The sequence below is a fragment of the Micromonospora sp. NPDC048871 genome (assembly GCF_043198155.1).
Classification (GTDB): Bacteria; Actinomycetota; Actinomycetes; order Mycobacteriales; family Micromonosporaceae; genus Micromonospora.
The window spans coordinates 762,309-786,513 of record NZ_JBICUM010000002.1 but is presented as its reverse complement, the minus strand read 5'-3'; the positions used below and the strand labels follow the sequence as shown (position 1 = coordinate 786,513).

At 72.5% G+C, this 24,205-nt stretch carries 19 protein-coding genes; 11 read left to right on the top strand and 8 right to left on the bottom strand.

What is annotated here, in order from left to right; genetic code table 11:
* Positions 1–96: 96 nt before the first annotated feature.
* The 4 genes from ACGFIK_RS08085 to ACGFIK_RS08070 all read left to right on the top strand — a co-directional run bounded on the left by ACGFIK_RS08085 (position 97) and on the right by ACGFIK_RS08070 (position 3,828).
* Positions 97–843: a methyltransferase domain-containing protein gene (locus ACGFIK_RS08085; RefSeq protein WP_327024829.1), complete on the top strand. Its 747-nt coding sequence runs from the start codon at positions 97–99 to the stop codon at positions 841–843.
* Positions 840–2,018, top strand: coding sequence for an alkaline phosphatase family protein (locus ACGFIK_RS08080; RefSeq protein ID WP_393338351.1), 1,179 nt, complete (start codon positions 840–842; stop codon positions 2,016–2,018). The genes ACGFIK_RS08085 and ACGFIK_RS08080 overlap by 4 nt, the downstream gene beginning before the upstream one ends.
* 39 nt (positions 2,019–2,057) lie before the next feature.
* A complete protein-coding gene (locus ACGFIK_RS08075; protein ID WP_327024831.1) occupies positions 2,058–3,317 on the top strand; it encodes a DNA polymerase IV in 1,260 nt (419 codons plus the stop codon).
* A gap of 115 nt (positions 3,318–3,432) precedes the next feature.
* A complete protein-coding gene (locus ACGFIK_RS08070) occupies positions 3,433–3,828 on the top strand; it encodes a DUF3040 domain-containing protein (RefSeq protein ID WP_327024832.1) in 396 nt (131 codons plus the stop codon).
* Between the two features lie 505 nt (positions 3,829–4,333).
* On the opposite strand, the gene ACGFIK_RS08065 is transcribed toward ACGFIK_RS08070, so the two are convergent.
* Genes ACGFIK_RS08065 through ACGFIK_RS08055 form a run of 3 tightly spaced genes read right to left on the bottom strand, consistent with a single transcriptional unit; the run spans position 4,334 to position 9,165 of the window.
* Positions 4,334–6,799: a DUF3488 and transglutaminase-like domain-containing protein gene (locus tag ACGFIK_RS08065; RefSeq protein ID WP_327024833.1), complete on the bottom strand. Its 2,466-nt coding sequence runs from the start codon at positions 6,797–6,799 to the stop codon at positions 4,334–4,336.
* Between the two features lie 16 nt (positions 6,800–6,815).
* The gene (locus tag ACGFIK_RS08060; RefSeq protein WP_327024834.1) at positions 6,816–8,111 is read right to left on the bottom strand and encodes a DUF58 domain-containing protein; all 1,296 of its coding nucleotides are present in this window, start codon (positions 8,109–8,111) and stop codon (positions 6,816–6,818) included.
* 1 nt (position 8,112) lies between these two features.
* Positions 8,113–9,165 carry an AAA family ATPase gene (locus ACGFIK_RS08055; RefSeq protein WP_393338347.1) on the bottom strand — a complete coding sequence of 351 codons (1,053 nt, stop codon included), beginning with the start codon at positions 9,163–9,165 and terminating at the stop codon, positions 8,113–8,115.
* A 498-nt stretch (positions 9,166–9,663) separates the two neighbouring features.
* Between ACGFIK_RS08055 and leuS the strand changes: the two genes are divergently transcribed.
* Complete coding sequence (leuS, locus tag ACGFIK_RS08050) at positions 9,664–12,528, top strand: leucine--tRNA ligase (RefSeq protein WP_393338344.1); 2,865 nt, start codon at positions 9,664–9,666, stop codon at positions 12,526–12,528.
* 79 nt (positions 12,529–12,607) lie between these two features.
* Here leuS and ACGFIK_RS08045 read toward each other — a convergent pair whose 3' ends face one another.
* Positions 12,608–13,453: a hypothetical protein gene (locus tag ACGFIK_RS08045; protein ID WP_327024836.1), complete on the bottom strand. Its 846-nt coding sequence runs from the start codon at positions 13,451–13,453 to the stop codon at positions 12,608–12,610.
* Positions 13,450–14,361 (bottom strand): ATP-binding cassette domain-containing protein, encoded by a 912-nt coding sequence (locus tag ACGFIK_RS08040; protein WP_327024837.1) that lies wholly within the window; start codon positions 14,359–14,361, stop codon positions 13,450–13,452. Before ACGFIK_RS08040 ends, ACGFIK_RS08045 begins: the two co-directional genes overlap by 4 nt.
* Positions 14,362–14,493: 132 nt before the next feature.
* On the opposite strand from ACGFIK_RS08040, the gene ACGFIK_RS08035 reads away from it, so the two are divergent.
* Positions 14,494–15,777, top strand: a complete 1,284-nt coding sequence (locus tag ACGFIK_RS08035) for a sensor histidine kinase (RefSeq protein ID WP_327024838.1) — start codon at positions 14,494–14,496, stop codon at positions 15,775–15,777.
* Positions 15,774–16,430 carry a response regulator transcription factor gene (locus ACGFIK_RS08030; protein ID WP_327024839.1) on the top strand — a complete coding sequence of 219 codons (657 nt, stop codon included), beginning with the start codon at positions 15,774–15,776 and terminating at the stop codon, positions 16,428–16,430. The genes ACGFIK_RS08035 and ACGFIK_RS08030 overlap by 4 nt, the downstream gene beginning before the upstream one ends.
* Before the next feature lie 103 nt (positions 16,431–16,533).
* Here the strand turns inward: ACGFIK_RS08030 and ACGFIK_RS08025 are convergent, their stop codons facing one another.
* From ACGFIK_RS08025 to ACGFIK_RS08015, 3 genes are read right to left on the bottom strand one after another with little or no spacing between them, the layout of a single operon-like run.
* Positions 16,534–17,238, bottom strand: a complete 705-nt coding sequence (locus ACGFIK_RS08025; protein ID WP_393338339.1) for a TVP38/TMEM64 family protein — start codon at positions 17,236–17,238, stop codon at positions 16,534–16,536.
* Positions 17,235–17,957 carry a glutamine amidotransferase gene (locus ACGFIK_RS08020; RefSeq protein WP_327024841.1) on the bottom strand — a complete coding sequence of 241 codons (723 nt, stop codon included), beginning with the start codon at positions 17,955–17,957 and terminating at the stop codon, positions 17,235–17,237. Before ACGFIK_RS08020 ends, ACGFIK_RS08025 begins: the two co-directional genes overlap by 4 nt.
* Complete coding sequence (locus ACGFIK_RS08015; RefSeq protein ID WP_327027031.1) at positions 17,947–19,194, bottom strand: MurT ligase domain-containing protein; 1,248 nt, start codon at positions 19,192–19,194, stop codon at positions 17,947–17,949. The genes ACGFIK_RS08020 and ACGFIK_RS08015 overlap by 11 nt, the downstream gene beginning before the upstream one ends.
* 345 nt (positions 19,195–19,539) lie before the next feature.
* Between ACGFIK_RS08015 and mraZ the strand changes: the two genes are divergently transcribed.
* The 4 genes from mraZ to ACGFIK_RS07995 all read left to right on the top strand — a co-directional run bounded on the left by mraZ (position 19,540) and on the right by ACGFIK_RS07995 (position 24,125).
* Positions 19,540–19,971 (top strand): division/cell wall cluster transcriptional repressor MraZ, encoded by a 432-nt coding sequence (gene mraZ / locus ACGFIK_RS08010; protein ID WP_111246328.1) that lies wholly within the window; start codon positions 19,540–19,542, stop codon positions 19,969–19,971.
* A gap of 209 nt (positions 19,972–20,180) precedes the next feature.
* Positions 20,181–21,287 (top strand): 16S rRNA (cytosine(1402)-N(4))-methyltransferase RsmH, encoded by a 1,107-nt coding sequence (gene rsmH / locus ACGFIK_RS08005; RefSeq protein WP_327027033.1) that lies wholly within the window; start codon positions 20,181–20,183, stop codon positions 21,285–21,287.
* Positions 21,284–21,892 (top strand): hypothetical protein, encoded by a 609-nt coding sequence (locus ACGFIK_RS08000; RefSeq protein ID WP_327024843.1) that lies wholly within the window; start codon positions 21,284–21,286, stop codon positions 21,890–21,892. The genes rsmH and ACGFIK_RS08000 overlap by 4 nt, the downstream gene beginning before the upstream one ends.
* A 4-nt stretch (positions 21,893–21,896) precedes the next feature.
* On the top strand, positions 21,897–24,125 hold the full coding sequence (locus ACGFIK_RS07995; protein ID WP_327024844.1) for a penicillin-binding protein 2: 2,229 nt from the start codon (positions 21,897–21,899) through the stop codon (positions 24,123–24,125).
* Positions 24,126–24,205: the final 80 nt, after the last annotated feature.

Here is a 24,205-nt window from a genome sequence, read left to right as displayed (position 1 = left end):
CGGCTCGGGGGCTCCGACCAGGTGTGACCCGGCTCGGTGGGTGTGGACCCAACCTCGGTGAGCAGGATCGGCGGGACAGGCCCTAGGCTCGACCGGGTGGAACAGACCCCAGGCGCGGCCGGGCCGCCACTGACTCCCCGTACCGCCGTGGTCTGGTCGGTGCTGCGCGCCGAGCTGGACCGTCGGCCCGCCACCGAGTTGACCGTGCTGGACGTGGGGGGTGGCACGGGTGGCTTCGCGGTACCGCTGGCCCAGGCCGGGCACCAGGTCACCGTGGTCGACGCCAGTCCGGACGCCCTGGCCGCCCTCAGCCGCCGGGCCGCCGAGGCCGGGGTGGCCGACCGGGTACGCGCAGTCCAGGGCGACGGTGACGCCCTGGCCGGGCTGGTCGAACCGGCAAGTGTCGACCTGGTGCTCTGCCATGCCGTCCTGGAGGTGGTCGACGAACCGGCCTCGGTGGTGACCGCACTGGCCACCGCGCTGCGTCCCGGCGGGGCGGCGAGCGTGCTGGTGGCCGGTAGGTCGGCGGCGGTGCTCGGCCGGGCCATGAACGGTCACCTCGACACGGCCGCCACGCTGGCCGCCGACCCCGAGGGCACCGCCGGGCCCCGGGACACCCTGCGCCGCCGGTTCGACGCCGAGGGCGCCGCCGCGCTGCTCACCGCCGCCGGCCTCACCGTCGAGGAGATCCACGGGGTACGCGTCCTGGCCGACCTGCTGCCGGCGGCGGTCGCGGACGGCCAGCAGGCGGCCCTGGTCGAGTTGGAGCGGGCCCTGGCGGCCCGGTCTCCCTGGCGGGATGTCGCCGCCCAGCTGCACCTGTTCGCCCGCCGCCCGGCATGACCGACCCCGCCGCGACCCCCGCACCGCCGCCCTTCCTGGCCCCGGTGGTGCCGGAGTACGGCGGGCGGAGCCTGGCGGATGTGCTGCCCAGCGCGCTGGCGGCGCTAGGGGTGCCCGGCGCGGTCGACCTGCTCGGGCTGGCCGACGAGTTGGCCGGGGTACGTCGGGTCGCCGTGCTGCTGGTCGACGGGCTCGGCTGGCACCAGATCCCGATCGCCACGCCGTACGCGCCGACCCTGGCCGGGCTGACCGCCACCACCGGCCGCCCGCTCACCTGCGGCTTCCCCTCCACCACCCCGACCAGCCTGGTCACCCTGGGCACCGGTACGGCCTCCGGCGCGCACGGGGTGCTCGGGTTCAGCCTGCGGATACCGGGCACCGACCGGGTGCTCAACCACCTGGAGTGGGCCGACGAGCCGTCCCCGCTGCGCTGGCAGCCGGTCACCACGGCGTTGCAGCGGGCCCGGGCCGCCGGTGTCGCGGTGACCGTGGTGAGCCGACCGGAGTTCGGCGGCACCGGACTGACGGTGGCCGCCAACCGGGGCGGCGACTACCGGGGCGCCACCGGGGTCGAGGCGCTGGCCGCCACCATGCTGGCCGCCCTGGGCGCCGGGACCGGGCCCACCCTGGTCTCCGGCTACCACCCGGACCTGGACCGGCACGGCCACCTCAGCGGGGTGGACTCGGTGCCCTGGCGTACCGCCGCCACCGAGGTCGACGGGCTGCTGGCCCGGCTGGTGGACGGGTTGCCGCCGGACGCGGCGCTGCTGGTCACCGCCGACCACGGGCAGTTGAACGTGCCGGCCGGGCACCGGTTCGACCTGGACACCGACCCTCGGTTGACCGCCGGGGTGCGGGTGGTCGCCGGAGAGCCCCGGGTGCGCTACCTGCATGTCGTACCGGGGGCCACCGAAGACGTACGGGCCGCCTGGTCGCAGGTGCTGGGCGCGGCGGGCCGGGTGCTGACCCGGGAGGAGGCGGTGGCCACCGGCTGGTTCGGGCCGGTGTACGAGGAACACCTGGCGCGCGTCGGCGACCTCGTGGTGGTCTGCAACGACACGTACGCCGTACTGGCCAGCCGCTCGGAGAGCCCGATGCTGTCCCGGCTGGTCGGCTTCCACGGCGCGGACACGGCGGCCGAGATGACCATTCCGCTGCTGGTCGTACGGGGCTGACCGGCCGAGGGTGTCGGTGCGGGAGGCTAACCTTCCCAGGTGGGCCGCAGCCAGTCGATACCCCGGGGCGGTGATCCCCGCTTCGGGCCGGACGCCGACGACACCGGCTGTCCGATCCTGCATGTCGACATGGACGCCTTCTACGCCTCCGTGGAGGTGCGGCACCGGCCGGAACTGCGCGGCCGGGCCGTCGTGGTCGGCGGAGTCGGGCCGCGCGGGGTGGTCAGCTCCGCCAGCTACGAGGCCCGACGGTACGGCGTACGCAGCGCGATGCCCACCATGCGGGCCCGGGCCCTGTGCCCGCACGCGATCTTCCTGCCGCCGGATTTCACCCGCTACTCGGCCGCCTCCCGGGCGGTCATGCAGATCTTCCGGGACGTCACCCCGTTGGTCGAGCCGCTGTCGCTGGACGAGGCCTTCCTCGACGTAGCGGGGGCCCGAAGACTCTTCGGCTCGCCGGCGGCGATCGGCCGTCGCATCCGTGAACGGGTCGCGGCCGAACAGGGACTGACCTGTTCGGTGGGGGTGGGGCCGAGCAAGTTCGTCGCCAAGCTCGGCTCCACCCGGGCCAAACCCGACGGGTTGCTCGTCGTCCCGGCCGCCCAGGTGCTCGACTTCCTCCACCCGCTGCCGGTGTCGGCGCTGTGGGGGGTGGGGGAGCGCTCCGCCGAGGCGCTGCTGCGGCTCGGTCTGCGTACCGTCGGCGACCTGGCCCAGGCCCCGATCGGGATGCTGCGTACCGCGCTGGGTCAGGCCGCCGCCACCCACCTGCACGAGTTGGCCTGGGGGCGGGACCCGCGCCGGGTAAGCCCCGAGCAGGTGGAGAAGTCGATCGGCGCGGAGGTCACCTTCGAGGTCGACGTGGTCGACCCGGAACGCCTGCGCCGGACCATCCTCGCCCTGGCCGAGAAGGTCGGCGCCCGGCTGCGGGACGCCGGGCAGGTGGGACGAACCGTGTCGGTGAAGGTGCGAATGTCGGATTTTCGTACCGTCAGTCGATCGCGCACCTTGGAAGTAGCGACTGATGTCGCTCGGGAGATCTTCGACACGGCCTGGTCCTTGTTCACCGCTCTGTCCCCCGGTGACCCGATCCGTCTGCTGGGCGTACGCGCGGAGGGCCTGCATCCGGCGGACGCCACCCCCCGGCAGCTCACCCTCGGCGAGCCGGAGCGGGGATGGCGGGAGGCGGAGGTCGCGGCGGACGCCGCGGCTGCCCGTTTCGGGCGGTCCGTCATAGGTCCGGCCAGTCTGCTCATCGGTCGCGATGGGCGACGAAAGGAAAATCCGACCCTGCCATAGGTCGTCCCGCTTTCCGAGGCGCGAGCCCCCTCGTAGACTTGCGGGTAAGCAGCCGGTTGGCTGCCACGGTCTGTCGGTCCGACCGGACCGACCAACGTGACCGGGGAGGAGTGCCGTGCCGCTCTCGGAGCACGAGCAGCGGCTGTTCGAGCAGATCGAGCGGTCGCTTGCCGAGGACCCCAAATTCGCCTCGGCCGTGCGCGCCAGCGATCCGCGCTTCCATGCGCGGCGTCGCCTGCTCGTCGCTGCCGGTCTGATCGTCGCCGGCTTGGCGTTGTTGGTATATGGCGCGGTGATCAAAACTCCGCCGCTGGCAGTGGCGGGGTTCGTTGTCATGTTGGCCTCGGCCGCGTTCGCGGTGCAGTCGCACCGTCGGGCGCAGTCGCCGGACCTGCACGTCGTCGGCGGCACAGCCAGTCGTCGCCGATCTCGCGGTCGTGCCGGACGGCGGCCGGGATTCATCGACCGGATGGAGGACCGGTGGCGGCAACGCCCGGAGGGGCACCGCTGACCCGGTACCACCAGCCCTAGACGGCGGACCGCGTCACCGGCCCACGCCGGCGACGCTTTCCCAGCTCGATCGACGCGTCGATCGAGCTGTCCGTCATGCCCCCGATCAGCCAGCCGCCCTCGGTCTCATGCCGCCCCCGCCCGCCCGGACCTCAGCTGGCGTGGCGTCAGCGTCCTGGCGGTGCGTTCCCTTCAACTATGCCTCGACGTCGTGGGTTCCCCGTCCGACGACAAGCGTGATGCGGACCTCGGCGTCACAGCGCTTCCCTTCACCAGACCTCAGGCGTCGTGGCGTTCCCCGCCCCAACGGGCTCGGCGCCCTGCAAGCACCGCCCCGCCCGTGCCCCTCCCATCTCGGCCGCGATCTTGCACTTTTGGTCGGGACAAAAGTCATCAAGCCGGACATTCGGGCGACCAAAAGTGCAAGATCTGCGCGGCGAGGTGGTGCGGGCGCCCGCCCGTCGGCGGGGCGACGGGCGGGGCGGGGAGCAGACAGGGTGGGTGCGTTATCGGGGGGGTCGGGTGGCTAGGAGGCGGCGGGGGTTGAAGCGTAGGAGTCGGGATCGGAGTTCGCCGCCGGAGGCGACCAGGCGGGCCGAGGTGTCCGCGAGGGTGGTGCGCCAACGGCCCAGCACCGACGGGGGCAGGGCGGTCGCCATCAGGCGGGTACGCCGGTCGGCCTGCCCGGCCAGGGCACCCCGGACCGTCCGCAGGGCGGCGGGCAGGGGCTCTCCGGTCAACGGGTCCCGGGCGTAGCGGGCCCGCTCCTCGGCCCGCCCGAGCAGGCGTACCGCCGTACCGGCCTCGGTGTCGGCGCCGACCGACTCCCGGGCCAGCCGTTCGGCGGTCGCCCGGGGGGTCTCCGTCGGGTCCACCCGGACCCGGTAGTCGACCAGGGTGTCGATCAGCTCGTCCCAGGCGGCGTGGGCGTCCGCGCGGGCCCGGTCGGCGCTGACCACCACGGTCGGCGGGCCGGTCGTGGCGGAGGTCGGGTCCGGCGGGTCTAGGGTCCGGGCGACCGGGGCCGGTCGACCCCGACGCCGACGCAGGGCCAGCCGGCGCAGCGCCGGCACGGCCAGCAGCAGGAGCAGCGCCAGCACCCCGAGCAGGGTCAGCCAGGGCCACGGCGAGGACTGCCCGGCGGGGGTGTCGGGGCTGGCGGCGGCACCCGGGTCGACACCCTCGTCGAACTGGTTGGGGCCGCTGTCCGGGGCCGCGGTGGTGTCGATCTCGTCCGGGGTGTCCGTGGCGCCGGGCTGCGGCGTGGTCTCCTCCGGCGCATCGACGTCCGGCGCCCAGGCGGACCGGGTGGAGCCGGGCACCCCGTAGGTCGGGGTGGCGTCGAACGGTACCCAACCGAAGTTGTCGAAGTAGACCTCGGTCCAGGCGTGCAGGTTCCGGTTGGTCAGGGTCAGGGTGTCACCGGTACGCCGGTTGCCGTTGGTGAAACCGAAGGCGACCCGCGCCGGGATGCCGGCGTCGCGCACCATCCAGGCCATCGCGGCGGCGTACTGCTGGCAATAGCCGGCCTTGTTCTCCAGGAAGTCGAGGATCTGCTGGCCGCTGGTGCCCTCCTCGGTACTCAACTGGTAGGTGAAGCCGTTGTCCTCGGAGAAGTAGTCGTAGATGGCCCGGACCTTGTCGTACTCGGTGCGCCTGTCCTGGGTCAGCTCCGCGACCAGGGCCCGCACCTCGGGCACGTCCGGGGTGACGGTCTGCTGTCGACGCAACGGCAGGTCGGCCGGCAGCGGCTGCGCCGAGCGCAGGGCCTGCGGGGTGTAGGTGGACCGTACGTAGTCGAACGAGAACTTCTTGCCCCGGGAGTTGTCCCGGTTGGAGAAGAGCACTTGCAGGTTCGGGTCGTAGAACCAGTTGTTGCCGAGGTCGGCGAAGTTGACCGGCTCGGCGTAGAACGGCAGGAAGTTCATGTTCAACTCGCGGGACACCTCCACGGTGGCCCGGTGTCGCGTCCGCTCGATGCCGGGCCGCGACCCCCCGGCCGGATCCGGCAGATCCCCGGTGGCCCGCTGGCCGTTGGAGCCACGGACTCGGAAGCCGTCGGCGCGCAGGTCGTCGGCGACCCCGAAGCGCAGGTAGAAGGGCTCCTCCTCGCTGGTGGTGACCTTGACCAGGTCGGTCACCTGGGACTGGTTGAGTTCCCCGCTGAGGGCGGCGAACAGGTCAACCCGGCCGGGTGAGCCGCCCAGCCCGGTGCCGAGGCCGGAACCCACCCCGGAGTTGAAGGAGTTCATCAGGCCGACGGTCATTCCCGGCACGGCCAGCGGCACCAGCACCGCCAGCGCCAGGCCCACCACGGCCAGCCGCCGACCGGCGGCGGCCAACGGGGAGGCCTCCCACACGTCGACGTCGCGGCCGTCACCGGTGAACCGGCGACCGAAGCGACGGACCCGGTCCACGTTGTCGGTGACCAGCAGCCAGAGGAAACCGGCGGCGCCGATGGCGAACGGCAACGGCGGGACGCTGTCCACGTGGACGGCCACCGGCACCGAGTAGATCGCCAGCATCGGCAGCCCGGCCAGGGCCGGCCGACGCATCCCGACGCAGAGCACGTCCACCACCACGGCCACCGCACCGATGCCGAGCACGGTGACGAACAGCAGGGGGTCGGTGTCGGGCACCTTGACCCCGTAGGCGCGCATGTCCTCGACCGAGCCGGTGATCAACTGGGCGAAGTGCCCGAAGGTGCTCGGGGTGGGCAGCACGGCCAGCAACTCGCCACCGCTGGGGAACAGCCAGGTCAGGGCGAGGGTGAGGCCCCCCAGCATGGCCAGGACCTGGGCCCACAGCGGGAACCGGCCGAGTCGGGCCAGGGCCGCCGCGGCGGCCACCGCGGCCACCGCGATGACGGCCTGCACGAACCAGGTCCAGCGTTCGAAGATGGCCGACAGCGGCGCGGAGGCGAGCAGGGTAGCCGCGGCGGCCACCAGGCCCAGGTTCCGGTGGGCGATCATGAGGGGGACCTTCCGTTCATCGCACGCCGCCGGCCACCGTCTCGGCCATCGCCGCACGCAGGGCGAACCCTTGCGAACCCCGCCCGGCCTGTGGCCAGAGGGCCGGCAGTCGACCACCGTGGTCGACCCCGATGACCCGCCAACCGGACTGGAGCAGGGCCAGGGCGGCGGCGTCGTGGGCCTGGTCGGCCTCGGCCCGGGCCTGGGCCGGCAGGTTAAGCCAGGCGGAGCTGTCCAGCAGGAAACTCACACAGGTGGCGTTGTTGGCCCGCAGCCCGGCCAGCAACTCCGCCTCGGCCGTGCTCAGCGACCCGAACAGGCCGATGATCAGACCACCGTCGGAGCGTTGCCGGACGTGCTGCATCAGGGTGGTGATCTCGACCCGCTGGTCCAGCCGGACCTCCGCGAGATGGTCGAGCAGCTGCCCGTCGCCGCCCTCTCCCGCGTCGATGTCCACCCCGGCGCCGGTGACCAGGCGCAGCTTGTAGCCGGCCTGACGCAGGTGTACGGCGATGCTGGCCGCCGCCGAGACGGCCCACTCGAAACTGGCCGTCGGCCCGTCACCGTGATGGCCGTACGCCCGGGTGTCCAGCAGCACGGTGGCCCGGCTCTCCCAGGGCTGTTCCTCCCGGCGCACCATCAGCTCACCCGTGCGGGCGGTCGACTTCCAGTGCACCCGGCGCAGGTCGTCGCCGCGCCGGTACTCACGGGTCGCCGCGTCGTCCTCGCCGTGCACCGCCACCGAACGGGCCCGGCTCTCACCACTGCCGGCGTACTCCCCGGGCAGCCGCACCGACGGCAGCGGCACCACCTGCGGGACGACCGTCAGCCGGTCGGTACCCGGGAAGGCCCGGGTGAGTTCGCACAACCCGAAGGGGTCGGTCATCCGCACCATCAGCGGACCCACCTCGTACCGGCCGCGGACGTCGGCCCGCACGGTGTACGCCACCGAGCTGGCCTGGTGGGCGCCGAGCCGTTCCAGCACGACCCTGGGACGACTGCCCAGGGCGTACGGCAGGCGATCCTCCAGCAGCAGGGTGCCGGTGGGCAGCCGGGACATGTTCTGCAACCGCAGCACCACCCGGGCGTTGGCCCCGACCGGCATCCGGTGCGGCTCCAGCGACCGGTGACAGGCCAACTTGTACCGGCTCCGACCGACGTAGAGGGCGGCTAGCAGGGGCAGGACGGCCAGCAGCACGGCCACCCGGAGCAGATCCTTCTCGCCGAGTATGCCGGCGGAGATGGCCGCCGCCACCGCGGCGGCCAGGAACGAGCGGCCACGGGTGGTCAGTCCGCGCAGACCGTCACGCACGTCACGGCCTCCGCGGCTCGAAGGGGGCCCGGCCGTTGCCGGTCGGCGGCCGGTTGTCGTACGGCGAGCGCTTGCGGTCGTGCGGCAGGGGCAGCCGGTGCACCAGCTCGGCGATGATCGCGTCGGTGGTGCGCCGGGCCAGCTGGGCGTCCGCGGTGGGGATGAGCCGGTGCGCCAGTACGGGCACGGCCAGCGCCTGAAGGTCGTCCGGAAGCACGTAGTCCCGCCCGTCCAGGGCGGCCACGGCCCGGGCGGTGCGCAGCATCTGCAGGGTGCACCGGGGGGAGGCGCCGAGCCGCAGGTCGGGCGACTCACGGGTGGCGGTGACCAGGTCGACGGCGTACTGCTTGATCGCGTCGGCGACGTGCACCTGCCGGACGTGCCCGATCAGTCGGCGTACCGTCTCGGCGTCGGAGACCGGCCGCAGGGCCGCCAGCGGATCCACCGCACCGTGCGCGTCGAGCATGGCCAGCTCGGCGGCCGGATCCGGGTAACCCATCGCGATCCGGGCGGTGAAGCGGTCCCGCTGCGCCTCCGGCAGGGGGTATGTCCCCTCCATCTCGATCGGGTTCTGGGTGGCGATCACCATGAAGGGGGTCTGCAGCTGGTAGGTCACCCCGTCGACCGTGACCTGCCGTTCCTCCATGCACTCCAGCAGGGCGGACTGGGTCTTCGGGGAGGCCCGGTTGATCTCGTCGCCGACGACCAGGTTGGCGAAGACGGCACCCGGGCGGAACTCGAAGTCGTGGGTCTCCTGGTTGTAGACGCTGACCCCGGTGACGTCGCTGGGCAGCAGGTCGGGGGTGAACTGGATGCGGCGTACCGAACAGTCGATGGACCGGGCCAGCGCCTTGGCCAGCTTGGTCTTGCCGACTCCCGGTACGTCCTCGATGAGCAGGTGACCCTCGGCGAGCAGGACGGCCAGGGCGAGTCGCACGGTGGCGGTCTTGCCCTCGATGACCTGTTCGATGTTGGCCACGATGGCGTCGCTGGCGGCGCGGAACTCGTCGAACGGCAACAGGCCGCCAACCTCGTCCCAGGTCTGCTGTGTCACGGGCCTCCTCCTCGTCGCCATCACGGCAGCTCTGAATAGAGCACCTGGCCCCGCCGTTGGGTTCGCGACGTGCAAGCCTCGTCTGCCGCAACAATCTCACTGGCCTCTCAGGCTAACCATGTTTGTCGCCGACGCCGACCTGCGCAGGTGTTTGAGGGCTTACGCAACGTTTGTCACTCACGCAGCGCATATCGCTGGTTCTTCTCGGGTGATGGGGGGCCGGGTGGGTGGCGCACGACGCGCTCGTACCGGTTGGCGGTACACTGCCGGACATGGCCGGAGTCTTCCTGCTTACCCAGCCGTGCTGATGCGCTGAACGCGCGACAGCACGGCGGCCCCTCCTGCGTGAGGGGCTTTTTCGTGCCCGCCGCCGGCCCTCGGGGGTGGGCCCGGCGAGACAGACCCGAGACCAGCCAGCACTCCGACAGACTCCGCCGAGCGATGCGAGGAGAAGGCCATGAGCGAGCGGCAGCGAGCGATTCATCAAGGTGGGGCGGCATGACCGAGGCAGCCACCCCGACCAGCGACACGCCACCGTTCCGGTACACCGCCACCCTGGCCGACGACATCGAACGCCGCTGGCAGGACGTCTGGGAACGCGAGGGCACCTTCCACGCGCCGAACCCCTCCGGCCCGCTGGCCGATGCGGCCCACCCGCGGTCCGGCGCGGAGAAGCTGTACGTGCTGGACATGTTCCCCTATCCCTCGGGCGCCGGCCTGCACGTCGGGCACCCGCTGGGCTACATCGGCACCGACTGCTTCGCCCGCTACCAGCGGATGGCCGGGCGCAACGTGCTGCACGCGATGGGCTTCGACGCCTTCGGCCTGCCCGCCGAGCAGTACGCGGTGCAGACCGGCACCCACCCCCGGACCACCACCGAGGCCAACATCGAGCGGTACCGGGAGCAGTTGCGTCGGCTGGGCCTGGCCCACGACCAGCGGCGGTCGGTGGCCACCATCGACACCGACTTCTACCGCTGGACCCAGTGGATCTTCCTGCAGATCTTCAACTCCTGGTACGACCGGGACGCCAATCGGGCCCGCCCGATCAGCGAGCTGACCGCCGAGTTCGCCGGCGGCACCCGGCGTACCCCGGACGGGCGTGGGTGGGGTGAGCTGTCCGCCGCCGAGCAGCGGTCGATCATCGACGACCACCGCCTGGCGTACATCTCGCAGGCGCCGGTGAACTGGTGCCCCGGCCTGGGCACCGTGCTGGCCAACGAGGAGGTCACCGCCGACGGGCGCTCCGAGCGGGGCAACTTCCCGGTCTACAAGCGCAATCTGAAGCAGTGGATGATGCGGATCACCGCCTACGGTGACCGGCTGCTGGACGACCTGGACAAGCTGGACTGGCCCGAGCCGATCAAGCTGATGCAGCGCAACTGGATCGGCCGCTCCACCGGCGCCCACATCTCCTTCCCGGCCGCGACCCGTGATTCCGATTCTGCGGGCGAAGCCCGCATCACTGTTTTCACCACCCGGCCGGACACCGTCTTCGGGGCCACCTACATGGTGCTGGCCCCGGAGCACGAGCTGGTCGACGCCCTGGTGCCGGCCGCCTGGCCGGAGGGGACCCGGGAGGCCTGGACCGGGGGGCACGCCAACCCCCGGGGCGCGGTCGAGGCGTACCGCAAGGCGGCGGCGGCCAAGACCGATGTCGAGCGGCAGGCCGACACGAAGGAGAAGACCGGGGTCTTCACCGGGGCGTACGCCACCAACCCGGTCACCGGCAAGCAGATCCCGATCTTCATCGCGGACTACGTGCTGGCCGGCTACGGCACCGGCGCGATCATGGCGGTGCCCGCCCAGGACGAGCGGGACTGGGACTTCGCCGAGGTCTTCGAACTGCCGATCGTGCGTACGGTCGCCCCGCCGGAGGGCTTCGAGGGCAAGGCGTACACCGGGGAGGGGCCGGCCATCAACAGCGCCGCGCCCGACCGCGGCCTGGACCTGGACGGGCTGGGGGTGGCCGACGCCAAGGCCCGGATCATCGCCTGGCTGGAGGAGACCGGCAACGGTCAGGGCGCTACCACCTACCGGCTGCGGGACTGGCTGTTCAGCCGGCAGCGCTACTGGGGCGAGCCCTTCCCGATCGTGTACGACGCCGAGGGCACCGCCATCGCCCTGCCGGAGGAGATGCTGCCGGTAGAGCTGCCCGAGGTGGACGACTTCTCCCCGCGTACCTTCGACCCGGAGGACGCCGACACCGACCCGGAGACCCCCCTGTCGCGCCGCCGGGACTGGGTGGAGGTGGAGCTGGACCTGGGTGACGGGCCCAAGCGGTACACCCGGGAGACCAACGTGATGCCGCAGTGGGCCGGCTCCTGCTGGTACGAACTGCGCTACCTGGATCCCACCAACGACGGGCGGTTCGTCGACGCCGACAACGAGCGGTACTGGATGGGCCCGCGCAGCGAGGGCGACTGCGGTGGGGTGGACCTGTACGTCGGCGGGGCCGAGCACGCCGTGCTGCACCTGCTGTACGCCCGGTTCTGGCACAAGGTGCTGTACGACCTGGGCCACGTGTCCAGCTTCGAGCCCTTCCGCAAGCTGTTCAACCAGGGCTACATCCAGGCGTACGCGTACACCGACGCCCGGGGTGCCTACGTGCCCGCCGAGGAGGTCGTCGAACGCGACGGCGGCTTCTACCTGGGTGACGTCCAGGTCAACCGCGAGTACGGCAAGATGGGCAAGTCCCTGAAGAACATCGTCACCCCGGACGAGATGTGCGCCGCCTACGGCGCCGACACCTTCCGGGTGTACGAGATGTCGATGGGGCCGCTGGAGGTGTCCCGCCCCTGGGAGACCCGGGCGGTCATCGGCTCGTACCGGTTCCTGCAACGGGTCTGGCGGGCCATCGTCGACGAGCAGACCGGGGCCTCCCGGGTGGTCGACACCCCGGCCGACGAGGCGACCCGACGGCTGCTGCACAAGGTGATCGACGGGGTCCGGGGCGACATGGAGTCGATCCGGTTCAACACCGCGATCGCCAAGCTGATCGAGCTGACCAACGCGGTGACCCGGCTGCCGGCCACCCCCCGTGAGGTGGCCGAGCCGCTGGTGCTGATGCTGGCGCCGGTCGCCCCGCACATCGCCGAGGAACTGTGGCGGCGACTGGGCCACGACACCTCCCTGACCTACGCGGACTTCCCGGTAGCCGACCCGGCCCTGCTGGTCGCCGAGTCGGTGACCTACCCGGTGCAGGTCAACGGCAAGGTCCGGGGCCGCATCGAGGTCCCCGCCGACGCGACCGAGGAAGCGGTGCGGGAGCAGGCACTGGAGGCGGTGTCCGCCGTGCTGGCCGGCAAGGACCCCCGCAAGGTCATCGTGATCGCCGGCCGGATGGTCTCCGTGGTGCTGTGAAAGGAAGGGGCCCTTCCTAACGCCTCGTGTAGAGGAAGGGCCCCTTCTTAACAAACACCGAGCGAACCGACGCGCGGCGTTACGGCTCGCGGCGGTGCAGCGCGAGCACGGTGACCATGGCGGCCACCGCTGCCCAGACGGCGTACGTGGTCCAGGACCAGGCGACGGTGGCCGGGTAGGGGTCGTTGATCCACGGCGGGGGACCGGTCGGTTCCATCAGCCGCTGCCAGGCCGGCATCGGCATGGCCTGCCGGAGCAGCGCGCTCCAGCGTTCGTCGGCACTGACGGCGGTGGGCAGCAGGAGCAGCACTGTGGCGGCGGTGACGATCGCGGGCGCGGTGTGCCGGGTCAGCGCCGCCAGGGCCATGCCGACCAGTGCGCAGAGCGGCACCAGCAGCGCGGAGGCGGCGAGACCGCGCAGCGCGCCGTGGTCGCCGATCGACATGTTCGCGCCGACGTCGGCGAGGATCGCCTGCGACACCGTGAAGGCCGCCGCCGCGCCGAGCAGCCCGAGCAGGGTCAGCACCCCGGGCAACACGGTCAGCTTCGCGGCGGCCACGGCGCCGCGCCGGGGAACGGCCGCGAAGGTGGTACGCATCAGCCCGGTGGCGTACTCGCCGCCGATCGAGACCGCGCCGACGCCACTGGCCGCCAGGACGACGAACATCTGTGCCTCGGTGGGGAAGGCGTCCCAGAGCGGGGAGCGGACCGCCCGCCGCTCGGCCGGCCAGTCCGGCCAGCCCGCCTGGGTGGCCAGCGCGGCGTGCACGGCCAGGCCGACCATGGCGAGCAGGATCAGGGCGAACGCGCCCCAGGTCGAGCGCAACGACCAAAGCTTGATCCATTCGGCGGCGAGCAGGTCACGGAAGCGGGCCGGCTGCCGGGTCCGTGCCGGCGCGGTGCGGGTCGGGGCCCCGGTGGTCATCGGCCCTCCCCTGCGGCGTACTCGACGTCGGCGGCGGTGAGCGCCATGAAGGCCTCCTCCAGCGAGGCGGTGCGGGTGGTCAGTTCGTGCAGCGGGATCCGCAGGCCCAGAGCCAGCTCGCCGATCCGCTCGGCGGTCACCCCGGTCACCGCCAGCGTCCCGTCCGGATCGGACCGTACGGCCGCACCCTCGGCGGTCAGCGCCGTCACCAGCGACGCCGGATCGGGGGTACGCACGGCCACCTCCGACCGACCGGCGCGGGCGGCGAACTCGGCCAGGGACTCCTCGGCGATCAACCGGCCCCGGCCGATCACCACGAGCCGGTCGACACAGTGCTCCATCTCGCTCATCAGGTGGCTGGAGACGAAGACGGTACGTTCCTCGGCGGCGAGCCGCCGGAAAAGCTTCCGTACCCAGCGCACCCCCTCCGGGTCCAGCCCGTTGAACGGCTCGTCGAACAGCAGCACCGGCGGGTCCCCGAGCAGGGCGGCGGCGATGCCGAGGCGTTGCCGCATGCCGAGGGAGAATCGGCCGATCCGGCGGTCGGCCACGCTGTCGAGGCCGACCCGGCCCAGCACCTCGTCGACCCGCCCGCCCCCGATGCCGTTGCTACGGGCCAGCGCCGCCAGGTGGGCCCGGGCACTGCGCCCAGGGTGCACGTCGCCCGCGTCCAGCAGCGCACCGACGTGCCGCAACCCGCGGGGAAGGTCCCGGAACCGGACGCCGCCCACCGTGGCGGTGCCGCTGCTCGGCTCGGTCAGCCCGAGGACCATGCGCAGGGTGGTGGACTTGCCGGCGCCGTTGGGGCCCAGGAAGCCGGTCACCTGACCCGGCCGTACGGTCAGGGTCAGGTCGTCGACGGCGGTGGTGCGCCCGTACCGCCTGGTCAGGCCATCAAGCTCGATCATGATGCCTACCCTCCCGAAGACCGGGTCGCGCGGCATCGGCTCGCGGGCCACACCGCCGCGCCGGGCACTGTCCCACGGGCGTACGCCCGTGGGCCGATGCCCACACCGTGCCTGGCTGGATACCGTGTGCGCGTGGAGGCCACCGCCCGGATCCGGTCGCGTACCGCCCTGTCGGCGGTGCGGGTGGTGCTGGTCTGGGCCGGGGTGGCCATCCTGCCGCTGCTCTGGGTGATGGCGCCGCCGGCGGCGACGACCGGCAACGGGATCGGCGTGCTGGGCTGGTGGCTGCCCGAGCGGTACCTGGTGCCGCTGCTGATCGTGGCCCTGCCGGCGGCGTTGCTGCGCCGTCGGCCGCTCACCGGACTGGGGCTGATGCTGGTCGGGGCGACCCTTACCAGCGTCACGGTGCACGGCGGGGACCAGGGATATCTCGGCCGGCTCTTCACCGTGCAGTTCCTCGCGGTGGACGCGGCGCTCGGCGTGATCGCCGCGAACCGGTCCCGCCGGATGTCCGGGCTCGCCGCCGTCGTGGTGCTCGGGACGCAGATCCTGGTGGCCTTCGTCAACAGCGGCGTGGAACCGGTGGATCAGGCCCTGCTCTCCGGGCTGGCCGTCGCGACGGCGTGGACACTCGGCAACTCGGTGCGGTCGCGGCGCGAGCACGCGACCGCGCTGCGGGCGCACGCCGCCGCCGAGGCGGTCACCGCCGAACGGCTGCGCATCGCCCGCGAACTGCACGACGTGGTGGCGCACAGCATCGGGGTGATCGCCATCCAGGCGGGCGTGGGCGCCCGGGTGATCGACACCCAGCCGGAGCAGGCCCGGGCCGCGCTGGCCACCATCGAGGCGGCCAGCCGGGAGACTCTGGCCGGGCTGCGGCGTACCCTCGGCACGCTCCGTCGCGGCGCGGGGGAGGCGGCGGCGTTGGCTCCGACCCCCGGCCTGGCGGACCTGGACCGGCTGGTCGCGGCGGCGGCCGACGCCGGGGTCCGGGTCGAGTTGCGTCGGTACGGCGAGTGCCCGGTGCCGCCGGAGGTCGACCTCGCCGCGTTCCGCATCGTTCAGGAAGGGCTGACAAACGTGGTACGCCACGCGGGCGTCGACTTCTGCCGGGTCACCGTGCGGTGTGTTCCCGGCCTGGTCGCGGTGGAGGTCGTCGATGACGGCCGGGGTGGCCCGATCGGCGTCGAGGGGCATGGGTTGATCGGGATGCGGGAGCGGGTCCAGGCCCTCGGCGGCCGGTTTCACGCCGGCCCCCGACCCGAGGGCGGCTTCCGGGTGACCACCCAGCTGCCGCTCTCCGTACCGACCGACGGCGGCGAGCCGCCGGACCCTGCCCGACCGATCGACACAGCCCCGACCAGCGGTGATCACACGACCGGCGGCGAGTTGCCGGGTGCGGCGGTGCGGCGGTGAGTGTTCGGGTGCTGCTCGTCGACGACCAGCCGCTGGTCCGGGCCGGGTTGCGGGTGCTGATCGCCGACGTGCCGGACATGGAGGTGGTCGGGGAGGCCGGTACCGGCGCCGAGGCGGTGCGCCTGACCCGCGAGGTGGTGCCCGACGTGGTGTTGATGGACCTGCGGATGCCGGGCACGGACGGCATCCAGGCGACCCGCCAGATCATCGCTGCTGGTGGTCCCACCCGGGTGCTGGTGCTCACCACCTTCGACGACGACGAGCACGTGCACGGCGCGTTACGCGCAGGGGCGAGCGGTTTTCTGGTCAAGGACATGGCGCTGGAGGACATCCTCGCCGCGATCCGGGTGGTGGCCGCCGGGGACGCGTTGATCGCCCCCGGGGTGACCCGCCGGCTCATCGCCGAGTTCGTCCGCCAGCCGGCAGCGGCGTCCCGCTCGCGGTCGTTGGCCGGGATCACCGACCGGGAGCGCGAGGTGCTCGCCCTGGTCGGTCGGGGCCTGTCCAACGCCGAGATCGCCGAGCAACTCGTGATCAGTGTGGCGACCGCGAAGGCGCACGTGGCTCGGCTGTTCAGCAAGCTCGGCGCCCGGGACCGGGTACACCTGGTCATCGCCGCCTACGAAACCGGCCTGATCACCCCGCCGGGCTGACCCGCCGTCGACCCCGGGTGCGGGCGACAGTTTCAGGGATAGTGCTGCCTCAGCGCCTCCGGAGGCAGCACTATCCCTGAAGTTGCCGAGCTGTGCGCGGCGGTCAGCGGACGTCGGATCGAGGGCGGCGTTCGGCGCGCCACCACCGGGCGACCAGGATCGCGCTGGCGATGAAGCCCAGGGCGGCCGGGGCGGCGGCGTACCAGTTGATCCCGCCGGGGCTGGTGACGGCGGCGCCGAGGGCCGCATATCCGAAGGCGGTGGGCGCGGAGGCGAGCACGCTGCCGGTGAGGAAGGGCAGCAGCCGGGCGCCGGTGGTGCCGTAGCCGTAGCTGACCAGGCCGAACCCGGAGATGGGCAGCAGCCGTACGGTGATCACCCCGAACACGCTCTGCCGGGTGAACCAGCGATCCAGCCGGGCCAGCCGGCCGCGTACCCGTTCGGCGACGAAGTCCCGCCCGAGCAGCCGGCCGACCGCGAAGCCGGCCGCCGCCGCGACCAGGGCGGCCCCCAGGGCGTACAGGGCACCGGGCAGCATCCCGAAGATCGCGCCGGCGGCGAGGGTGATGAAGGTACGCGGCACCAGCGCCACCAGCAGCAGTGCCCCGCCGAGGACGGCCGCGACCGGGGCGAACCCACCCAGCCGATCGGCCAGGTGGGGCAGGGTGGCCGGGTCGGGCAGCGGGGTCAGCAGCAGGATCACCCCGAACCCGGCCAGCAGGAACACCAGCGTCCCGAACCGCAGCTTCGACGACGCCACGACGGCCCGCAGCACACCTCGTCCGGGCCGCCGCCCGTCCGGGATCATGGCCGGGCGGCAGCCGCCACCGCAGCCCGACGCTCGGCGCGCAACCGGTCGGCCCAGGTGTCGTCCAGCGGCGGCAACTGCTGGGCGCCGGTGGCCCAGCGCAGCAGCAGGTCGGCCAGGGCCGGGTTGCGGGCCAGCGCCGGCCCGTGGGAGTACGTGCCGAGCAGCTTGCCCCGCCAGGCCCCCTCGGTGGCGCCGTCGTTGCCGACCCCGGCGGTGACCCGGGCCAGCGGGGAGACCCCGGGGCCCAGTTGGGTACGCCCGCCGTGGTTCTCGAAGCCGGTCAGCGGCGGCAGGCCCAGCCGGGCGTCGATCTCCCCGGCCAGCTCGCCTACCGCCCGGCTGGCGCCCCGGTCCGAGCTGAGGTCGAGCAGCTCCAGACCGCGGTACTGGGTGCCCTTGGCGAAGAAGGAGGTGCCGAGCAGTTGGTAGCCGGCGCAGACCCCGAACACCACCGAACCCTGGGCCACGGCCCGGTGCAGCCCACCGTCGGCGAGCAGCCGCTGGGCCCCGAGGGCCTGCGGACCGTCCTCGCCACCACCGATGAGGTAGATGTCGGCCGTGTTCGGCAACGGCTGGTCGGAGCGGACCTCCAGCACCTCGACCGGGAACCCGCGCTGGCGCGCCCGCCGGGCCAGGATCAGCACGTTGCCCCGGTCGCCGTAGGTGGACAGCAGGTCGGGATAGATCCAGACGATGCGCAGGGTCTCAGTTGACACGGTCCAACTCCGCTCGGATGTCCTGGAACGCGGTGTAGTTCGCGATGACCTCCAACCGCCCGGGTGGCACCGCCCGGACGGCGTCGTCGAAGGTGCGTACGTGCTGGAAGGGCACGTCGTTGACGTCGAGCCGGACGGCCAGGTCGTACGCCCGGTCGCCGGTGATCAGCACCTGGCGTCCCCGCAGCGGGGCGAAGTCGACATCGAACAGCCAGGAGGTGTCCAACCCGTCGGGGTCCCGCGCGTTGATGGACAGCAGTGTCGGCGCCAGCTCGGCCATGTCGAAGGCCTCCAGCCAGCTGGCCGGGTTCTTGGCCAGCAGCAGCCGGACCGTACGCCCGTCCCGGACGACCTGGGCGTACCGCCCGGCTACCGAGGTGACGTCGGCCAGGCGGGGAACCGCGTCGAAGGGGCGGACGCCGAACTCGGCGGCGACGGCCAGGGCGGTGGCCGCGTTGCCGACGTTGACCTTGCCGGGAAGCTGGAGCTTGACCTTGTACCAGGCGCCGGTCGGGTCCAGGACGCCTTCCTCGTCGACCGTCCACTGCGGCTGGGGCCGGCGCAGCGGGCATCCGGTGCACCACCACTGCTCCCCGGAGCGCTGGATGGTGGACCCGCACTCGGGGCAGACCCAGGAGTCGTCGTGCCAGCGCTGCCCGGCGGAGAACCAGGTGACGTGCGGCGGGTTGATCCGCTGGTCGTGGGTGGCCGGTGGGGTGGCCGCCCAGACCACCATCGGGTCGTCGGCGTTGGCGACGATGCGGATGTCCGGGTGCCGGACCAGTGCCGCGCGCCAGAGCTGCGCCATCATGGCGACCTCCTTGGCGCGGTCCAGCTGGTCGCGGGAGAGGTTGAGCAGCGCCACCACGTGCGGGTCGGTCGCCTCGATCACCTGGGCCAGGTAGTGCTCGTCGACCTCCAGCACCGCGTACGGGGTGCTGCCGGCCTTGGCCAGGGCGGAGGTGTGGCCGGTGGGCATGTTGGCGCCGAAGGAGTTGGTGGCCACCCGGCCCAGCACCCCGACGGCCGCGGCGGCCAGTCGGGTGGTGGTTGTCTTGCCGTTGGTGCCGGAGATCAGCGCGATGGCCCGTCCGGCGGAGAGGTGGGCCAGCAGGTCCGGATCGATCTTCAATCCGATCCAACCGCCGATCACCGAGCCGTCGCCGCGGCCCGCCGCCCGGGACAGCGCCGCGGCGGTTCGTGACACCGAACTGGCCACCTTCGCCCGTAGGGGCATTTTCGCGTCCGTCACGCGAGCGAGGTTACCGGACCATGGCATGGGTCAGATTGCCGATCCGTTCGGGTGGGGTTTGTCGGCGATGCGGCCGGTGCCGTTCGGCCGACCGGAGTGGATCTATGTCGGATAGCGGACCCGGTCGCGCACCCCGCTGCGCCCTCCACTCCCCTCCACCCCGACTGACGTGCGGTTTTGTCGTCCAGAATGGCGCGCCACGCGGTCCAATCTGGTTGCGGGTGGAGGGAAGTGGAGTAGAGTGGGGCGCATTGGTGAGGCCGGGAGGGCCCACCGGCCCGGGGGGTCAGCGGCGCGCGAACGCCGCTAAAGGGCGAGGGGGTTGGGCCGATGTTTCTCGGCACCCACACTCCTCGTCTGGACGACAAGGGCCGGTTGATCCTTCCGGCGAAGTTCCGGGATGAGCTGGCGGGGGGTGTCGTGATCACCAAAGGGCAGGAACGCTGCCTCTACGTCTTCCCGACGCCGGAGTTCCAGCGCATCGCGGAGCAGTTGCGTGCACAGCCGATGACACACAAGGCGGCCCGGGCCTACAGCCGTGTCTTCTTCGCCAGTGCACACGACGAAGTGCCCGACAAGCAGGGCCGGGTGACCATCCCGGCGCACCTGCGCAGCTACGCGGGGCTCGACCGGGACCTGGTGGTCATCGGCGCGAGCACCCGGGTGGAGATCTGGGACAAGGTCGCCTGGGAGACCTACCTCGCCGAGAGCGAAGACGACTTCGCCGACATCGAGGAAGGGGTGCTGCCCGGCGGTCTGTAGGGCGTGACGACGCCCGACGTACTGCGAGATCTCCAGCCGCTTTCGAGTTCCTGGCATCCCTTCCCCGGTGCCAGGGGCACGATCCGACACGGAGGGCTGTGGCCCGACGGCCGGGCGGGGAGCGGATGGGGATCTGGCGGTATGACGGCACGGCGTCGTCCGACGAGCAGAACGCAGAAGACAACAAGGTCAAGCCAGTGGGGGTCGACATGGGGGAGCTACGCGGCACGCATGTGCCGGTGCTGCTTGAGCGGTGTCTCGAGCTGCTGGCCCCCGCACTGGGCCGAGGCGGTCGCACCGTGCACGTCGACGCGACCCTGGGGTTGGCCGGCCACGCCGAGGCGGTGTTGCTGGCCCATCCGGAGACCATCCTGGTGGGCCTGGACCGGGACACCGAGGCACTGGCCCACGCTCGGGTGCGGCTGGCCCGCTTCGCCGATCGGATCCACCTGGAGCACGCCGTCTACGACGAGCTGCCCGAGGTGCTGGACCGGCTGGGTTATCCGCGTGTCGACGGGGTGCTGTTCGACCTGGGGGTCTCCTCGCTGCAACTCGACGCGCCCGACCGCGGGTTCGCGTACGCGCAGGATGCGCCGCTGGACATGCGGATGGACCAGACCCGGGGGGTGACCGCCGAAGAGGTGGTCAACACGTACGCCCATCCGGACCTGGCCCGGGTGCTGCGGGTGTACGGCGAGGAGAAGTTCGCCGGACGGATCGCCTCGGCGATCATCCGGGAGCGGGAGCGCAACCGGATCACCTCCTCGGCCCGACTGGCCGAGCTGGTTCGGGAGTCCATACCCGCACCAGCCCGACGAACCGGTGGACACCCGGCTAAGAGAACGTTTCAGGCTTTAAGGATCGAGGTAAACAGGGAACTGGCGGCGCTGGAGACGGCGCTGCCGGCGGCCCTGGACAGGCTTTCGGTCGGTGGTCGTCTGGTGGTCATGTCCTACCACTCGTTGGAGGACCGGCTCACCAAACAGGCGCTCGCCGATCGGGTCCGTAGCACCGGCCCGGTCGACCTCCCGGTCGAACTGCCCGGGTCGGAGCCGACGTTCCGGCTGCTCAGCCGGGGCGCGGAGCTGCCCGGGGAGGCGGAGGTCGCCGCCAACCCGAGGGCCGCTTCGGTGCGGCTGCGGGCGGCGGAACGGATCGACCCGCAGGCCCGGCAGCAGGGGGGTACCGACCGCGAACGGTACCGCCGCCGGGTCAAGGCGATGCACCAACCGGGGACGGGATCGGCCACCGGATCCGCAACGGGTCCGCAGCCGGGCCCGGGGGAGACGACGGACGAAGAGGGGGAGGGAACATGAACGTGGACAAGCGCCGGAACATCGCCGGCGCCGGGCAGCGCGTACCGCGGTCGGGGGGCCGGATCGCGGCAGAGCGGGTTCGGGGGACCGGGGACACCACCCGGCGTACGGAGCGGATGAGCCCGCTGGAGCAGACTCGCGCCCGGGGGGCGCGCGAGTTCCGCACCGAGGGCAACGCCGCCTTGCGGCCGGTCGAGCGGGCCGGGGTCACCGAGCCGCAGCGGGCGGTGACGCCGCAGCTGCGGGTCGCCCCGCCGCCGCCGGTACGGGTGCCGCGGGCGCCGTTCGCGGCGCTGGTCGTGATGCTGGTCGTCGGCGGGGTGCTGGGCATCCTGGCGGTCAACACGAAGATCAACGAGAACGCCTTCCGGCTGCTGGAGCTTCAGGAGCAGCAGGCCAAGCTCGACGTGGAGCAGCAGCAGCTGACCAAGCAGATCGCCGACGCCGAGGCGCCGGGCAACCTGGCCGCCCAGGCCCGCAAGCTGGGGCTGGTCGAGTCGGGGGAGCCGGCCCTGATCCGGCTGCCCGACGGCAAGCTGATCGGGGTGCCGCAGCCGGCCGGTGGGCAGGCGTCGATCACGAGCACCCAGGGCGCGGAGGGGTAAGACCGTGCCACCGAGGTCGGAGGAACCGCGCCGGGACGCCACAGGCTCCCGGCGCGGTTCGTCACGTGGTGCCTCCGATCGGCAGGTGCCACCCCGCGGCAATGGAGAGCGCGCCGCCGGGGAACGCGGCGGCGAACCGGGCATCGGCGGCATCTCCGACGCCCGGGCGTACACCCCTCGGGGTCGCACCATCCGTGAAGGCGGCGCCACCCCGGCGGCCGGGCGGGCCGAGCAGCGGCGTACCCCCCGCAGCAACCGGTCCCAGGATCCCTTCCGGCCGGCCCTCCAGGTGCTCGACGGGGGTCGGGCGGCGGCGGCCCGGGGTGGGGGCCGGTCGGGCGCCGCGGCCCGCAGGGACGGTGCCACCGGTCGCACCTCGGTGGTGCGTACCGTCACGCCCCGCACCCCCGGTGGCGAGGAGGCCGAGCCGCCCCGTCGGCGGGTGACCGACCCCCGGCGCCAGGAGCGCGGGGCCCCCCGCCGTCCCGCCCGCAAGCCACCCCGCCCGCCCAGGCTCGCCGATCCGGCCCGTCGCCTGCGGCTGGGTACGGCGCTGGTGATGGCCATGTTCGTCGCCATCGGCATCCGGCTGGTCGTGCTCCAGACCGTGGACACCCCGGCGTACGCCGACGGAGGGGTGGCCGACCGGCTGCGGACCGTGCAGCTACCCGCGCCGCGGGGGGCGATCTACGACCGGGACGGGGCCGCCCTGGCGCACAGCGTCGAGGCCCGCTACGTCTACGCCGATCCCACCCGGGTGCAGGACATCCCGGCGACCGCCCGGACCCTCTCCCCGCTGCTCGGCATCCCCGCCTCCGAGCTGGCCGAGAAGATGCAGCCCCGCAAGCGGATCAACGGGGTCGACTCGCGGTTCGAGTACCTGGCCCGGGGGGTGGACATCGACCGGGCCCGCGAGATCATGAAGCTCGAACTGCCCGGCATCTACACCCAGCGTGACGAGCGGCGCGAGGTGCCCGGCGGTGACCTGGCCGCCAACCTGATCGGCTTCACCAGCCTCGACATGACCGGGTTGGAGGGGCTGGAGGCCCGCTACGACGACCTGCTGCACGGCGAGGACGGCGAGCGGACCTTCGAGATCGGCCTCGGCGCGCCCATCCCCACCGGCTACAGCCGCACCACCCCGGCCAAGCCGGGCAGTTCGATGGTGCTGACCATCGACCGGGACCTCCAGTTCATGACGCAGCGGATCCTCAGCGAGCAGGCCAAGGCGGCCCAGGCCAGCACGGCCGCCGCGGTGGTGCTGGACGTGCGTACCGGGGAGGTGCTGGCCCAGGCCAGCCAGCCGACCTACAACGCGGCGCGACCGCAGGCCAGCGAGCCGACCGACCGGGAGGACGCGGCCACCAGCTTCGTGGTCGACCCGGGCTCGGTGCACAAGGCGATCACCTTCGGGGCGGCCCTCCAGGAGGGGGTGATCACCCCGGACACCTCGTTTCCGGTGTCCAACGCGATCCGCAAGGGCGACACCTGGTTCCCGGACACCCACTTCGCCAACGGACGGCGGATGAGTGTGGCCGGGATGATGGCGTACTCCTCGAATGTCGGCACCATCCAGATCGCCGACAAGCTGGGCCCGGAACGGCTGATCGACTACCAGCGCCGGTTCGGTCTGGGGAAGCCGACCGGGGTAGGTATGCCCGGTGAGGCCGGCGGCCGGTTGCTGCCGTTGTCGGAGTGGAGCGACTCGTCGCACGGGTCGGTGCCGATCGGGCACAGCGTGGATGCCACCCCCCTGCAGATGGCCGCCGCCTACGCCGCCATCGCCAACGACGGCACCTACATCCAGCCGCACCTGGTCAAGGAGACCATCGACCCGCAGGGTAACCGGACCCCGGCCGAGGCGCCGGCGACCCGTGCGGTGCTCAGCCCGGAGAACGCCAAGGCCCTGCGTACCCTGCTGGAGGCGGTCACCACGGTGGAGAACGCCACCGGGTTGGCCGCGGCGGTCCCCGGCTACCGGGTGGCCGGTAAGACCGGCACCGGGTGGCGGCTGGTCGACGGCAAGAAGCAGCCCGGGGATGTCGCCTCGTTCATCGGGATGGCACCGGCGGAGAACCCCCGGTACGTGATCGCGGTCTTCGTGCACAGCCCGAGCGGTGGCGGCGGGAAGGTGGCGGCGCCGGCCTTCCGGGACATGATGACCTTCACTCTGCGGCACTTCAAGGTGCCCCCCTCCAGTGAGCCCGCGCCGAAGTTCACCGTCTTCCCGTAGGACGGTCCGGTCCGCATCGACCCGCCGGCAGGCCGTGCCGGCGGGTCGATCCGGGCTGCCCGGCTGGCCAGTCGCCGTCC

Coding starts and splice junctions, on each gene's coding strand:
- ACGFIK_RS08080 (WP_393338351.1), top strand. CDS start 840: ATGACCGACCCCGCCGCGACCCCCGCACCGCCGCCCTTCCTGGCCCCG.
- ACGFIK_RS08065 (WP_327024833.1), bottom strand. CDS start 6,799: ATGATCGCCCACCGGAACCTGGGCCTGGTGGCCGCCGCGGCTACCCTG.
- leuS (WP_393338344.1), top strand. CDS start 9,664: ATGACCGAGGCAGCCACCCCGACCAGCGACACGCCACCGTTCCGGTAC.
- ACGFIK_RS08045 (WP_327024836.1), bottom strand. CDS start 13,453: ATGACCACCGGGGCCCCGACCCGCACCGCGCCGGCACGGACCCGGCAG.
- ACGFIK_RS08040 (WP_327024837.1), bottom strand. CDS start 14,361: ATGATCGAGCTTGATGGCCTGACCAGGCGGTACGGGCGCACCACCGCC.
- ACGFIK_RS08025 (WP_393338339.1), bottom strand. CDS start 17,238: ATGATCCCGGACGGGCGGCGGCCCGGACGAGGTGTGCTGCGGGCCGTC.
- ACGFIK_RS08015 (WP_327027031.1), bottom strand. CDS start 19,194: ATGCCCCTACGGGCGAAGGTGGCCAGTTCGGTGTCACGAACCGCCGCG.
- mraZ (WP_111246328.1), top strand. CDS start 19,540: ATGTTTCTCGGCACCCACACTCCTCGTCTGGACGACAAGGGCCGGTTG.
- rsmH (WP_327027033.1), top strand. CDS start 20,181: ATGGGGGAGCTACGCGGCACGCATGTGCCGGTGCTGCTTGAGCGGTGT.
- ACGFIK_RS08000 (WP_327024843.1), top strand. CDS start 21,284: ATGAACGTGGACAAGCGCCGGAACATCGCCGGCGCCGGGCAGCGCGTA.